A 13,580-nucleotide genomic window follows, 5' to 3' on the forward strand; every position below is an offset into this window, starting at 1 on the left:
ACCGACCCATGACCACCAGTACCGACCTCGATCCGGCCGACATCGCCGCTCTCCTCCACGACGTCCGCAGCTCGGCCGCGCGCCTGGCTGCCGGCCTCGACGCCCTTACGGACGTGACTGCCCGCGAGCCATCCGTGCTTCCCGGATGGAGCCGTGGGCACGTCATCACGCACCTGGCGCGTAGCGCCGACGTCTACCGATGGCTGCTTGCCCTGGCTCGCACCGGCATCGAACCCGGAGCACGGGCCGACGCCGCCACCCTGGACCACGCGCTGCGGCACGGCGCCGGTCGCGGCGTCGCCGAGCTCATCGCCGACCTGCGCGGCAGCCTGGACCGCCTGCTCGACGAGGCCGCAGCGATGCCCGCCGACCGCTGGCCCACCCTCGTCACCGCCCTCGCGGGATGGCGACACCCCGCCTGGTACACCCTCCACCGTGCCCGGCGCGAACTCGAAACCCACCACATCGACCTGAAGCTCGGTTACACCACCGTCGACTGGCCCACCGGCTACGTCACCTGGGCACTCGACGAGACCATCGCCACTCTGGCCGCACGCAACTTCCCAGTGGCTCGCTTCGAAGCGACCGACCTCGACCGCTCCTGGACCCTCGCACCCACCGGCCCCACCGCGACCGGCCCCGGCCACACGCTCCTCGCCTGGCTCGCCGGCCGCGGCCCGGACGAAGACCTCCGGTCGGAACCGCACCTGCCGCCACCACCGACGTGGCCGCTCCCGCCGGAACCGGGCTGGGGGCGCGCGCATCCCTGACGAAAGGGACTGACGGCGCGTCGTGGCCGGCGGCTATTCCCGAACGGTCTGCTTGCCGCAGTGGTGCGCGACGGCCTCGGCGAACGCGCGGGCCAGCGGGGAGAGGGCGTCCCAGCGGCGTACCGCCCAGCCCGCGGTGAGGGCGGGGAGCGCGGGGATGGGGATCAGTCGCAGGTCGGGGTGTCCGGGGCCGCTCCAGGCGGGCAGGGCCGGGACGACGGCGAGGCCCAGTCCCAGTTCGGCCAGCAGGATTGCGGTGTCCCAGTCGGTGACGCTGGTGTCGAAGACCGGCCGGATCCCGGCTTCCGCGAGCCAGGCGCCGAGTTGTAGGCGGGAGGTGGAGTTCTGCGGAAGCCCGATGAGCCGGGCGTCCTGCAGGTCGGCCGGTTCGACGCGGGCCTTGGCCGCGAGCGGGTCGGACGCCGAGACGGCGAGCGCCCAGGGGATTTCGACGACGGGGCGTTGCTCGATGGCGCGATCTGTGGGCCCCAGGGTGATCCAGGCGAGGTCGGCGCGGCCGGCGGCGAGCGCGTCGAAGCAGCCGCGGCTGGAGGTCTCGGTCTGGAATTCGAGGCTGGCGCGGGGAAATTGCCGCCGGAAGTCGACGACGGCCGCGGACATGAAGTGCCGGATGGTCGTGGCTCCCGTCGTGACCCGTACCGATCCGCCTTCCGCGCGCGCGGCCTCGTCGAGTCGGCGAAGTGCGTGGTCGATGCTGCCCAGGCCCTCGGTGACCGCCGCGTTCAGCGTGTGTCCGGCCGGGGTGGGCACCACGCCTCGCGTGTGCCGTTCCAGCAGGCTCAGGCCCAACTCCCGCTCCAGCCGCTTCACGTGCTGGCTGACCGCGGACTGCGTGCAGGAAAGGTCACGGGCCGCCGCGCTCAGAGAGCCAGCCCGGCAGACCGCGGCGAAGACGCGGAGATCGTCGAGAGTCACGATGACCCAAGGTATCGCTTGGAGTGATGCCAGTAAATCCGTTGATTGACTTGGGTCTCGGGGCGCTTGATCATTACTGCCCAGGGCGGCAACCCGCCCGTCGCTCACCCGTTCCGGACGCGGTGCGGTGAGCGGCCGGCGGGTGTCGACCCGTTTCGCGCCGAGGGGAGATGCCGTGGTCCACGCGCCACTCCTACCGTTGGCTCCCGTCGGCCTCAGCCCGGCTGAACGGGTCTCCCAAGGACGACAGGAGCTCAGATGAACACAACCTCCCTGACGGTGGCCGTCCTCGGACCGGGTGGTGTCGGAGGCCTGATCGGTGCGCTCCTCGCCCGTGACGGGCACCGCGTCATCTGCCTGGCCGGCGAGCCGACCGCCGCCGCACTGAGCCAGGGCGGCCTGCGCGTCGAAAGCGCCCAGTACGGGGACTTCACCGCAGCGGTCGAGGCGGACACACGGTTGCGAGAGGCGGTGGACGCCGTCTTCGTGACGGTCAAGCAGACCTCCCTGGACGAGGCACTCGACCGCGTCCCGGCCCCCGCCCTCGGCAACGCGGTTGTGATCCCGTTGCTCAACGGCCTCGACCACCTCGGCCTGCTGCGCGATCGCTACCCCGCGGCCGAGGTCGTCGCCGGCACGATAAGGGTCGAAGCCACACGCACCGCACCGGGGCGCATCCACCACACCAGCCCCTTCGCCAACCTCGAACTTGCCTCTCCCCTCAGCGAGCTCGCGGACCGACTGCGGCACGCCGGTCTCGGCGTGACCCTGCGAACCAACGAGACGGCGATGCTCTGGGACAAGCTCGCCTTCCTCGCCCCGCTCGCCCTGCTGACCACCCGACACCGCGCGGACGTCGGAACCATCCGCGGCGACCTGCGCCCGGAACTGCTCGCCGTGCTCGACGAGATCACCGCCGTGGCCCGGGCCGCCGGCGCACAGGTAACGACCGAGACCGTGCTCTCCTTCTTCGATCGCGTCCCGGACACCATGAAGTCCTCCATGCAGCGCGACGCCGAGGCCGGACGCCCCCTCGAAGTCGATGCCATCGGCGGAGCGGTCCTCCGCGCCGGCGCCGCCCACCACGTCGAGACCCCGGTCACGGCCCGACTGGTGGCAGAAGTCGCACGCCTGACGACCCAGGAGGCCTGAACCCGATGCGGCGATCCGTCCCATCCGACGGCGGCTCACCAGGAAGCGCCCGTGACCCTGCGGCGGCCTGGCCCGCTGTCCAGGCCCTCCTGCGCGCCCGAGGCGCCAGCGAGACAAAGCATCCCGGCGGTACGCTCCTCGACCACCTGAACCGCGTCGCACGCCTGCTGGCGGAGTGGGGCGCCGGTCCGGACCTGCAGGCCGCCGGACTGTGTCACGCGATGTACGGAACCGACGGGTTCGACCACGCCCTGATGGGCACCGACGAGCGCGCGCTTCTCGCCGAGCTGATCGGAGAACGGGCCGAGGCACTGGTCTTCCTCTACGCCAGCTGTGACCGCGCGGTCGTGTATCCCCGGTTGGCGAGCGGGCGACCGGTGGTCTTCCGCGACCGCTTCACCGACCGCGAGCACACCCCATCGCCGCCGGACGTGCGCGCCTTCGGTCGAGATCACCGCGGCCAACGAACTCGACGTGCTCGCGCACAATCCCGACCTCGCCGAGCGCCACGGCCCCACCCTGCACCGGCTGTTCACCCGCTCACAGGACCTGCTCTCCACCCCGGCACGGGACGCCTACGAACGCCAGTTGGGCCGGGATTCCCTCGGACCGGGGCCGAGGATCCGGATCACCGGCCTGGACCACCTGGTGCTGACCGTCGCCGACATCGAACGCACCGTCGACTTCTACGAACGCGTACTGGGCATGCGCCCGGTCACCTTCGGGGAGGGACGCCGCGCACTGACCTTCGGCGCCAGCAAGATCAACCTCCGTCAGGCCGGCGGCGAACTCCTCCCGCACGCCACGCACCCCACCCCTGGCAGCGCAGACCTGTGCCTGGTCACCGACATCCCGCAGGAACAGGTCCTGGCCCATCTGACCGCCTGCGGAGTGCCCGTACTGGAAGGCCCCGTGCCGCGAACCGCCGCCCAAGGACCCACCACCAGTACCTACCTACGCGACCTGGACGGCAATCTCATCGAGATCAGCACCTACAGCCCTCGTCCGGCGGCCGAATCGAACTCGTGAGCCCCCTGGTGGCGTTGACACTGAGCCCGACGACCACGGCCTCGGACGCTGGCGCGGCGGACTGACCACCACGCTGCACCTCGCTGTCGAGCAGGGGCAGAAGCCTCTGTCCCTGCTCGACACCGGGGGCCAGAGGCGCGACAGCCCGCAGTTTCAGCCTGTGTTGGAGGGCACCGGGTGCCCCGCATCGACCCGGGCCGGCCCCGCACCAAGCCCGACCGGGTCCGTGCCGATAAGGCCTACGGCACCCGCGCGAACCGCGCCTACCTGCGCAAACAAGCGCGTGCACCATTCCGGAGAAGTCCGACCAGGTCCGCAACCGCAAGAAGCTCGGCTCACGAGGCGGCCGACCGCCCAAGTTCGACAAGGCCGGCCGCAAAGAGCGCCACACGGTGAATGCGGGATCAACCGGCTTGAGCGCCACCGAGCCGTCGCCACGCGATATGACAAGCTCGCCGTCCGTTACGAGGCAACCGTGCTGGTCGCAGCCATCAACGAGTGGCTTTGACCAGCAGCCGTTCCCAGCACCCACAGGGTCTGTCCGGTTGATCCCGAGCTCTCATCGAGTCGGGCCCGGCTCACGGACTACCCGAGCCGTCGGGCTCGACCACTCGGAAGCGTTCCGCAACGACAAGAGTGTGGTCATCAATGACTGGGCTGCGTCCCAGGTACTCGCTCACGCCATCGCTCCGGAAGAACTCTTCGTGGGCTGCCCGCCACTCGGCCACGTCGGAGTAGCCGCGTCCCTCGGCTCGCGCGAAGTCGTCGTCGATCTCCTTCATGGGAACGACGCGCACGTCGACGACCTCGATCGTGACGGCCGGGCGACTCTCGGAATCAAGCACCGAGAATTGCTGACCGGTCATCGGCACTGCCTCCCCGGCGTGCTCGTAAATCTCCAGGAGACCCGTGAGCGCGGTCTTCTGACCGCTCAGGATCGCCGCCACACCACGGTCACGTTCCGGACCGGGGAAGGCGAGTTCAAGGACCGGAAGGTCGTCATGTCCCATCGAGCGATGGTACGAAGCCCGGCAGCCTTGATCAAGGGCCACCGCTCCGCTCGCTCCCACCCATAGCAAGCACTTTCACAACGCACCTTAGTCGAGGATGCCGAGGGCGTGTCCGGCCGGCAGCGGACGCAAGCGGGCACCTGCTGTCGCCGATACCGCCGAGCACAACCTCACTCGGAAGACGGCAGGGGTGGGCAGCGCCAAGGGTGGCCGACCACGGCGGTGAGCCGGAGGCAGGCCGAGATGCACGGCCGACGCCTGCGCGAACATGTTCGTTACGATCGAGGGGTGACTGCGAGAAGAGAGCCGATCAACCGCCGGGAGCGTCCGGCGAAGCCCGCCCTCTCGCGGCGGTGGATCGTGGACACCGCCGTGCGGGTCATGCGCGCCGAGGGGCTGGAGAAGGTCACCATGCGCCGCCTGGCCAAGGAGCTGGACACCGGTCCGGCCTCGCTGTACGTCTACGTGGCCAACACCGCCGAGCTGCACGCGGCCGTGCTGGACGCCCTGCTCGGCGAGGTCGACCTGACCGGCGGGAGTTCCGGGGACGACTGGCGCGAGCGGCTCCGCGCCGTACTGGCCTCCTACACCGCCGTGCTGTTCGCACACCCTCAGCTCGCCCGGTCGGCTCTCGTGGCGCGCCCCAGCGGCGAGAATTACCTGCGGCTGGTGGAGCGCGTCCTCGACCTGCTGTCCCGCAGCGAAGCCTCCCGCGAGCAGGTCGCCTGGGGGGTGGACAAGCTGCTCCAGGATGCCACGGCCACGGCCGCCGAGCAGTCGACGCAGGAACACGACCCCATGGCCGCGGACGACTGGAACGCCACCACCCAAGCCCTGCGGTCTGTGGACGAGACCACTCATCCGGCCATCAAGGCACACATGCCCGCGCTGGTCAGCGGCTCGGCCGCCGACCGCATGAGCTGGAGCTTCGACGTGCTGGTCAACGGCATCACGTACACACCCGTCCCCGGCACCAAGGGCTGAATCCACCTCGCCGGTTGCCCGGCCCGCAGCCCCGGCAGCTTCGCCGTGGGCGCCCGTCCCATGGCCTCGTGAGCCGATTCCGGCCATGAACGAACTTGTTCGTAACGAACACGTTCGTTACTGTGGAAGGCGTCCGGTCAGGTCGCCTTACGACCGAGCCGTCCGCCTACCTGCGGCGGGACAGGCGGCGCCGGCTCCGAACACCTTTCCCGGGCAGCGCGCTTCGTGCCACTCGGTCAGTCATCTGGAGGCCCCCATGAGCGCCCACCACCCCATCGCCATCATCGGCGCAGGTCTTGGCGGCCTCACCGCCGCCCGCGTCCTGCACGTCAACGGCATCCAGGCCGCCGTCTTCGAACTGGAAGCGTCCGCCGAGGCCCGCACCCAGGGCGGCATGCTCGACATCCACAAGGAGAACGGTCAGAAGGCGCTGCACGCCGCGGGCCTCTACGAGGACTTCCTCAAGATCGTCCACGAGGGCGGTCAGGAGATGCGGCTGGTCGGCCCGGACGCCACCGTCCACGTCTCGGAGAAGGACGACGGCACCGGCGCCCGCCCGGAGGTGGACCGCGGCGACCTGCGTGACCTGCTGCTCAAGTCGCTGCCCGACGGCACCATCCGCTGGGGCAGGAAGGTCACCGGTGCCCGGGCGCTGGGCGACGGCCGCCACGAGGTGACGTTCGCCGACGGCACCGCCATCACCACCGACCTCCTGATCGGCGCCGACGGGGCCTGGTCCCGCGTGAGGCCACTGCTCTCCGACGCCACGCCCGCCTACACCGGCATCTCCTTCGCCGAGACCGACCTGTACGACGCCGAGGCCCGCCACCCGCGCAGCGCCGCCGTCGTCGGGGGCGGCTTCTTCATCAGCCTGGGCAGCGGGCGCGGCTTCCTCGCGCACCGCGAAACCGACGGCAGCCTCCACGTCTACGCCGCGCTGAAGGCGGAGGAGGGCTGGCTCGACACCGTCGACTTCACCGATCTCGTCGCTGCCAAGACCGCCGTCCTCGCCCACTTCGAGGGCTGGCACAAGGATCTGCGGGCCCTGGTCGCCGACGCGGACACGATCACCCCGCGCCGCATCCACGCCCTGCCGGTCGGACACCGCTGGGAGCGGATCGCGGGCGTGACGCTCCTCGGTGACGCCGCCCACGTGATGTCACCCTTCGCCGGAGAGGGCGCCAACCTGGCCATGCTCGACGGCGCCGAACTCGCCGAGGCGCTCGCCGCCCACCCCGGCGACACCGAGGCCGCGCTGACCGCCTACGAACAGACTCTCTTCCCGCGCAGCGAGGCGTCGGCCGTCGAGTCCGCCGCCAGCCTGGAGACGATGTTCGGCGAGCGGGGGCTGGAGCAGATGATCGAGTTCTTCACCGCCGGACCGGCAGCCGCGTAACCGCCGTAGACAGTACTGCCGACACCATCCGTGCGAGCCGGGAGGAAGCATGACCGCGCCCGTCCTGCGCATCGTCACCGCACGGCCCGACTTCGACGTGACCGCGCGGGAGGCCGGACCTGGACGGCTGACGGAGGGAGTGACCGGTCGCGTTGTACGGCAAAGGCGAGTGCTGCCTCTTGGCGAGCCGTCGGGGCTGACGATCCCGCTAAGCCCCACTGCGGAGGGTGGGAGCGGGCCGGGGATCCGGCCGGCGTTGCCACGGCCGGCATGGTTGCGGCCTTCGACCGACCGCGGAGCACCTCATTGTCGACACGCGAAGAATTCTGGCGGTCCCCGGTCATCTGAGCGACAACAGCGCCTGCCAGCTCGCCGTCAACCCATTGACGGCACTGCTGCTCGTGACGCGCGAACTAGACGTACAGCCGGGCGAGGGGCTGTTGCAGACGGCCGTGAACTCCACCGTCGGCCGGCTCGTCATTCAGCTGTCCAAGCATCTGGGGATTCCCACGATCAATGTCGTGCGGCGACGCGGTGCCGTCGAAGAGATCAAAGCGCTTGGCGGTGACGAGGTCATTTGCACGGAGGACGAAGATCTGGTGCAGCGTATGGCTGAGACAGGGCCAGCCGGCGTACGGAAAGCCATCGACTGCGTCGCGGGCCCCGTGGGTGCCCAGGTGTCCCAGGCATTGGCTCCGGGAGGGGCGGTAGTGGTCTACGGCGCACTCTCGACCCATCGGCAGACCGACCCCGCGGCGCTGACGATTCCGCTGCAGGCACGCTCGGTCATCTACGAGGCCAAAGCAGTCCGTGGCTTCTGGCTGAACCGCTGGTTCGGCACTGTCTCATCCGAGGATGCGCTGCGCGCGCTGTCCCAGGTTCGCGGTCTCGTCGCCGATGCGGTGCTGAGCATCCCCCAAGGCCAGCCGTTCCCGCTCGAACGCTTCACTGAAGCCGTCTCGCTCGCCGAGGCACCCGCACACGGCACCAAACCACTCTTCGTCTTCGAAGACGGCCAGGACGAAGGTGATGGGTAGCAAGCGGCCCTGCCGGTGCGTCGTGCCCACGCGGTGCGGCCAAGACGCGCCAGGGCCATCAGGCGAACGTGACCAAGCGCCCGCCGTTCGACCAGGTCAACGCCTGCACCGGTCCTCTGTTCCGGACAGGCCTCGCACGGCCGACGGCGAGACGGGGCCCGTAGCCGAGCGTCGTCACATGCGTCGCTGCGGCGTTCGCTGCACGCTGGTGGTGGAGAAGACGTCCTGGATGGTGTCCTTGCGCGGCACTGGCCTCACATGCAAGACCGGACATCGCCTCTTTCGGCACGTGCGCCGCGTCCCCTGCCAGCCCGGACGGGGACCGTGATGCCACAGCACAGGAGGACTCATGGCTTCTGAACCGCCTCGGGGGCACAGCACCGACGGCCTGCCCCTGCTCGGGCAGACCCTCGTCGTCATCGGCGGGAGCGCGGGCATCGGGCTGGCGACGGCACGGCTCGCTCGTACCCAGGGCGCCTCCGTGGTTCTCACCGGACGGGACCCGGGACGGTTGCGCACTGCGGCCAAGGAAGCCGACGCGCTCAGCACCGCCGCCTTCGACGCCCACGACACGGCGCTGCTGGAGCGGTTCTTCCAGCAGCTGCCAGGGCCGATCGACCACGTGTTGGTCACCGCGGGAGGTCCGTCCTACGGCCGCCTCCTGGACATGGACGCCGAGCAGGCACGCCGGGCGATCAGCGGGCACATGGTCCTCGCACTCGAGGTCGCGCGCCACTCCGTCGGCGTCGTACGGCCGGGCGGCACGCTGCTGCTCCTGGGCGGCACGGGAGCCCGCCGGATCCGGACCGCTCTGGGTATCGCCCCCGCGGTGACCGCCGCGATGCCCGCGTTCACGGCCAGTCTCGCCCTCGAGCTCGCGCCGGTCCGGGTGAACCTGATCGCCGCCGGTTTCGTGGATACGCCGTTGTCGGCCCGGCTGCTCGGCGACGCGCTCGACACCCGTCGCCAGGAGCTGCGCGCCGCGCTGCCGATCGGCCGTGTGGTCGTACCCGACGACGTGGCGGCGCTCGCCGTGCACATCATGACCAACACCGCACTCACGGGTGGGACCTACGACATCGACGGAGGCCAGCAACTCATCGGCTGAGCCACACATGGGTGGCGGTCATTCGCCCGGCGTCGCGGCCGGCTGTGGTCGATGAGGCGGCCCGACGTGGCACCGGCGGCGGGCGGACAACGGTAGGGCCGGGGCGGCCGACGACAGCAGGGGCGGCGGGCGGCAAGGGCTCGGGGAGCGTCTGCGCTCCGCTACGGAGTGACCCCACGGGCAACCTTCCCGCTCGGTACCTGATCGCCGGCATGGCTGGTGGCTGTGATCGACAACGCGACGGTGCGGGCCCGGTCACCGGGAAACCGAAAGCCGCTGAGTGGCCGTGGCCGACCTACCCCGGCTCCGGCCAGGTGGCGGTACACCTGCGGTCCCCTCGTCGGCGAGGGCGACGCGGGCGCCGGGCATGCAGCCGTACTCGCGGTGGCTGGTGTCAGCCGTGCTGCCACCAGGTCACTGCAAGGCCGGGCAGAAAGGCCTGCACCTGGTCGCCGCGACCGGCCCGGGGGCGCAGAAGATCGGGGTGAAACGCCGGCCGAGTCGACCGCCGCATTCGGCGTGTTCGAGCTGACGGTCGAGGCCTGGGCCGAGGGCGAGGACGCCAGGGCCGTCACCATCCTGAGCGATCCTGAGTGATGAACCTGGAAGCCCCCTCCCATGGTGGCACCGCGTTGACCACCCTGATGGCGCGGGGCCGGCCGAGGCGCCTTGGGCCTGTGAGTGGCCGCGGCCGGTCTCGCGCCGCTCCCTCGTCCGGGCATGGCCCTGTCGAGCTTGGCAACAGGCCTTCCGGAGCCGGACCGGTTGCCGCCTGGAGAGGCATTGCGCTGGGCGGGGCCTCGGGCTCCGCGTTCGCGATGCCCGCCACTCTTGGGTCGCGGCCGCGGGGATGCCACTGAGCGCGCTGCCCAACGTCGCGCCCTCCCTCCGCCGTCTCCTACCCGCCGGCGGACCCGGCCGCCCATCCGCTCACCGGCACCCGCGCACCCGACCTCGCGGTCGACCGCGTGTCAGGTCATGGTGACGGGCCATGTAGGTGCGGTGGGCCGTGGTTGCGCTGACGGCCAGTGTGTTCATCGACGCGTGGACGAGCAGTCCGATCCGGTGGCGTGCGGTGGCGGTCATGGCGGTTCCTCGCGCGCCGGTGGGACGAAGGGGTGCCAGTCGGTACAGGCGATGCCCGCTGCGATGGGGCGCACGTGGCCGGGTGGCGTCGCCGGGCAGGCTCCAGGTCGGGCGGCCGGCGCGGAGCCGGGCGCAGGGCCGGACACCTGAGGCGCTGATGGGGTGGAAGTGGTTTTCACCTCCGGTGCCTGGGGTGGGGGAGGGGGCGGCACCTGGAACGGAACAGGTACAGCTGACCGGTGCCGCACTCCGGGTCCGGTGCAGCTCTCCGGCCGGTGGTGCACGGCAGCTGACGACGACCCGTGAGTGGGGCAGGGACGTCTGCGGGGGTTTGTCGGGATGCGTGGCGGTTACTTCGGTGCGGCTGCGGGCTCGTACGGTGACACCGAGGCAACCTGCGGTGGTGGTTCCAGGGTGCGAGGGAGAGTGTTCGTGAACGACATCGCCATGGGCTCCGATTCGTGGCCTCTCCTGGTCTTCGCCCGTGCCGCGACAGAGGGAGACCTGTCGGCGGCGCGAGCACAGATGGGCTTCTCGCTGGCCTGGCATATTGTGGTGGCCTGCCTCGGCGTGGGCCTGCCTGCCCTGACCTTGCTCGCGGAATGGCTGGGCATCCACCGCAACAACCCCGCGCTGAAGCTGCTCGCGCGCCGTTGGGCGCGGGCCATGGGCGTGCTGTTCGCGGTGGGTGCGGTGTCCGGCACGATTCTCAGCTTCGAGATGGGACTGCTGTGGCCCGGCCTGATAGGGCGCTTCGGTCAGGTCATCGGGTTGCCCTTCGCGCTGGAGGGCATCGCGTTCTTCATCGAGGCGATCTTCCTGGGCATCTATCTGTACGCCTGGGACCGGATGCCGCCGCGCCGGCACCTGCTCACCGGTGTTCCCATCGTGATCGCGGGCACGGCCTCCGCCTTCTTCGTCGTCTGCGCCAACGCCTGGATGAACCAGCCGCGTGGCTTCACCCTGCGCGACGGCAAGGTCGTGCACGTCGACCCGTGGGCGGCCATGTTCAATCCGGCCAGCCCGCCGCAGACGGTGCACATGATCCTCGCGGCGTTCATGGTGGCCGCCTTCCTCACCGCCTCCGTCTACGCGGTTGCCCTGCTGCGGGGCCGCCGCGACGCCTACCACAAGGCCGGATTCATTCTTCCCTTCACCGTCGGGGCAGTGGTCGCGCCGGTCCAGATCGTGGTCGGCGACTGGGTAGCCCGGTTCCTGTCCGATTACCAGCCGGTCAAACTGGCCGCCATCGAGGGTGTCTACCGCACGGGCTCACACGTCCCCCTCACCATCGGCGGGATCGCCGGCGGCAACGGTCTGCGATACGGGCTGGAGATCCCCGACGGTCTGTCCTTGCTGGTCGGCTACCGGGCGGGCACGGTGGTCGAGGGTCTGGACCGGGTGCCCCGCAGTCAGTGGCCCGCCGTGACCGGAGTGCACTGGGCCTTCGACCTGATGGTCGCCGTCGGCTTCTTCCTGCTCGCGCTCGGCCTGTGGCTGCTGCTGCTCTGGTGGCGCACCCGCCGCAGCGGTGGCGGCTTGCTCGACCGGCGCGGCAGCCGACTGCTGCTCGCTCTCGTCGCGCTCGCCGGACCCGCCTCCGTGGTGGCGCTGGAGAGCGGCTGGAGCGTCACCGAGCTGGGCCGGCAGCCGTGGATCGTCTGGGGGGTGATGAGCGTGCGGGACGCCGTCAACCCGGCGCCCGGACTCATGGCGGGCCTGTGGCTGGTCCTCGTGGTCTACGCGGCCATGACTGTCGCCACGGTGTACGTGCTGCGCCGACTGGCCCGCGGCACCCCCGTACCAGTCGCACCGCAGGAGGCGGACGTGCGCGGCTATCCCGTGGTCTGACCCGGCCCGCACGCCCCCCCGCTGCCCGCGCCGTGAACGTCCTTGGAGGTCCCGTGCTCGCCGACACCGCTCTGGCCGTCATGTGGGTCGGGCTGACCTGTTACGCCCTGTTCGGAGGCGCCGACTTCGGCGCCGGAGTGTGGGACCTGCTCGCCGGGGGCGCCCGCCGGGGCGACGCGCAGCGACGGCTCATCGAGCACAGCATCGGGCCGATCTGGGAGGCCAACCACGTCTGGCTGATCTTCGTCATCGTGCTGCTGTGGTCCGGCTTCTCACCGGTCTTCGCCGCTGTGATGTCCACTCTCTACGTGCCGCTGACCCTCGCCGCGCTCGGCATCATCGCCCGAGGTGCGGCCTTCGCCTTCCGCAAGGCCAGCAACGAGCTGTGGCAGCGCCGGCTCTTCGGCGCGTGCTTCGCCATCTCTTCGCTGGTCACCCCGTTCTTCCGCCGCCGCGCCCAGGAGTTGATGGCGGAGTTCACCGACGTCGAACAGCTCGGCTTCGACCTGTAGCAGGCCTCATGCGAGTGATCCTCCCGCTCCACCCGTGACGACGGCGGGTAGTACGGGAGTTGGCCGGGTACGACCCGACACCTCATGAGCGCGGCCACCGTGGCGGCCGTCGCCCCCGCCACCGTCGTGACGGCCTCGCCGACCCCCGCTTCGCCCAGGTCCGGGCCTGCAACACCCAGGGGCACCCGAGCAACTGCACACCAGGGTCGCCTCCGGTCGACTGCGGGGCCGGGTGGGTGGCGAGTACACCGCCACCGGCCCCTGAGGGAAGCTGGGCCGGGCCAGCCGTGCGTGCATGGCCACAGTGGAACTCGTGGGATGTCGTGGTGCCCGGAGTGGTGGGCGGCCGGGTTCCGGGCCTAGTCGGCCAAGCCGTTGATGCACTCTTCGCCGGGCGGCTTCACCAGTTTCCAGGCGATGGCCCGCATGCGGGCGGCGTCGGTGCGCGGACGACGGGTGAGGTGGCGCGAGCGGTCCGGGCGCGCCGGTACGGCGGCGGGGTGTCCGGGGGAGGGCTGCACGGGCAGCCCCGGATCGATGTCCCGGGGCGTGGTGAAACTCCTGTGGGGGGAGAGCGAGGGAGGAGGACACCCGACGGGCCGTGCGTAGGCTTCACCCTCACTGACCAGGGCTGCCACCGGGTGAAACTGGGTGTCCGGGACCGTACTCAGGCGGCGGTGTCCGCTGTTCGCCTACCAGGCCCCGGGTG

The 13,580-nt window shown here is 70.7% G+C and carries 12 protein-coding genes and 1 pseudogene; 10 read left to right on the forward strand and 3 right to left on the reverse strand.

Annotated elements, in window-relative coordinates; all coding sequences use genetic code 11:
* Positions 1–8: 8 nt before the first annotated feature.
* The gene (locus ACF1BE_RS28865) at positions 9–770 is read left to right on the forward strand and encodes a maleylpyruvate isomerase family mycothiol-dependent enzyme (RefSeq protein WP_392201939.1); all 762 of its coding nucleotides are present in this window, start codon (positions 9–11) and stop codon (positions 768–770) included.
* A 33-nt stretch (positions 771–803) separates the two neighbouring features.
* Here the strand turns inward: ACF1BE_RS28865 and ACF1BE_RS28870 are convergent, their stop codons facing one another.
* Positions 804–1,706, reverse strand: coding sequence for a LysR family transcriptional regulator (locus tag ACF1BE_RS28870; protein WP_358591962.1), 903 nt, complete (start codon positions 1,704–1,706; stop codon positions 804–806).
* Between the two features lie 258 nt (positions 1,707–1,964).
* Here ACF1BE_RS28870 and ACF1BE_RS28875 point away from each other — a divergent pair, with 258 nt between their 5' ends.
* The 3 genes and pseudogenes from ACF1BE_RS28875 to ACF1BE_RS28885 all read left to right on the forward strand — a co-directional run bounded on the left by ACF1BE_RS28875 (position 1,965) and on the right by ACF1BE_RS28885 (position 3,887).
* A complete protein-coding gene (locus ACF1BE_RS28875; RefSeq protein ID WP_392201940.1) occupies positions 1,965–2,858 on the forward strand; it encodes a ketopantoate reductase family protein in 894 nt (297 codons plus the stop codon).
* Between the two features lie 5 nt (positions 2,859–2,863).
* A pseudogene (locus ACF1BE_RS28880) lies at positions 2,864–3,139 on the forward strand (DUF6817 domain-containing protein); the annotation flags it as partial.
* Between the two features lie 193 nt (positions 3,140–3,332).
* A complete protein-coding gene (locus ACF1BE_RS28885; RefSeq protein ID WP_392201941.1) occupies positions 3,333–3,887 on the forward strand; it encodes a VOC family protein in 555 nt (184 codons plus the stop codon).
* Between the two features lie 578 nt (positions 3,888–4,465).
* Here the strand turns inward: ACF1BE_RS28885 and ACF1BE_RS28890 are convergent.
* Positions 4,466–4,897 (reverse strand): ASCH domain-containing protein, encoded by a 432-nt coding sequence (locus ACF1BE_RS28890; RefSeq protein ID WP_392201942.1) that lies wholly within the window; start codon positions 4,895–4,897, stop codon positions 4,466–4,468.
* 288 nt (positions 4,898–5,185) lie between these two features.
* On the opposite strand from ACF1BE_RS28890, the gene ACF1BE_RS28895 reads away from it, so the two are divergent.
* From ACF1BE_RS28895 to ACF1BE_RS28920, 6 genes are all read left to right on the forward strand, one after another.
* Positions 5,186–5,881, forward strand: a complete 696-nt coding sequence (locus ACF1BE_RS28895) for a TetR/AcrR family transcriptional regulator (protein ID WP_392201943.1) — start codon at positions 5,186–5,188, stop codon at positions 5,879–5,881.
* A 256-nt stretch (positions 5,882–6,137) separates the two neighbouring features.
* Complete coding sequence (locus ACF1BE_RS28900; protein WP_392201944.1) at positions 6,138–7,277, forward strand: FAD-dependent oxidoreductase; 1,140 nt, start codon at positions 6,138–6,140, stop codon at positions 7,275–7,277.
* A 383-nt stretch (positions 7,278–7,660) separates the two neighbouring features.
* Positions 7,661–8,314, forward strand: coding sequence for a zinc-binding dehydrogenase (locus tag ACF1BE_RS28905; protein ID WP_392201945.1), 654 nt, complete (start codon positions 7,661–7,663; stop codon positions 8,312–8,314).
* A 349-nt stretch (positions 8,315–8,663) separates the two neighbouring features.
* Positions 8,664–9,422, forward strand: coding sequence for an SDR family oxidoreductase (locus ACF1BE_RS28910; RefSeq protein WP_392201946.1), 759 nt, complete (start codon positions 8,664–8,666; stop codon positions 9,420–9,422).
* Positions 9,423–10,955: 1,533 nt separating this feature from the next.
* Entirely contained in the window at positions 10,956–12,359 is a 1,404-nt protein-coding gene (locus ACF1BE_RS28915) for a cytochrome ubiquinol oxidase subunit I (protein WP_392202003.1), read from the forward strand.
* 53 nt (positions 12,360–12,412) lie between these two features.
* Entirely contained in the window at positions 12,413–12,871 is a 459-nt protein-coding gene (locus ACF1BE_RS28920; RefSeq protein WP_392201947.1) for a cytochrome d ubiquinol oxidase subunit II, read from the forward strand.
* A 359-nt stretch (positions 12,872–13,230) separates the two neighbouring features.
* On the opposite strand, the gene ACF1BE_RS28925 is transcribed toward ACF1BE_RS28920, so the two are convergent.
* The gene (locus tag ACF1BE_RS28925; RefSeq protein ID WP_392201948.1) at positions 13,231–13,392 is read right to left on the reverse strand and encodes a hypothetical protein; all 162 of its coding nucleotides are present in this window, start codon (positions 13,390–13,392) and stop codon (positions 13,231–13,233) included.
* Between the last annotated feature and the right edge of the window lie 188 nt (positions 13,393–13,580).

The sequence above is a fragment of the Streptomyces sp. NPDC014991 genome (assembly GCF_043080665.1).
In the GTDB taxonomy this organism is placed as follows: Bacteria; Actinomycetota; Actinomycetes; order Streptomycetales; family Streptomycetaceae; genus Streptomyces.

What these genes read in the sequence shown, in the direction of transcription:
- ACF1BE_RS28865 (WP_392201939.1), top strand. Translation starts at nt 9, where the DNA reads ATGACCACCAGTACCGACCTCGATCCGGCCGACATCGCCGCTCTCCTC.
- ACF1BE_RS28875 (WP_392201940.1), top strand. Translation starts at nt 1,965, where the DNA reads ATGAACACAACCTCCCTGACGGTGGCCGTCCTCGGACCGGGTGGTGTC.
- ACF1BE_RS28890 (WP_392201942.1), bottom strand. Translation starts at nt 4,897, where the DNA reads ATGGGACATGACGACCTTCCGGTCCTTGAACTCGCCTTCCCCGGTCCG.
- ACF1BE_RS28900 (WP_392201944.1), top strand. Translation starts at nt 6,138, where the DNA reads ATGAGCGCCCACCACCCCATCGCCATCATCGGCGCAGGTCTTGGCGGC.
- ACF1BE_RS28910 (WP_392201946.1), top strand. Translation starts at nt 8,664, where the DNA reads ATGGCTTCTGAACCGCCTCGGGGGCACAGCACCGACGGCCTGCCCCTG.
- ACF1BE_RS28915 (WP_392202003.1), top strand. Translation starts at nt 10,956, where the DNA reads ATGGGCTCCGATTCGTGGCCTCTCCTGGTCTTCGCCCGTGCCGCGACA.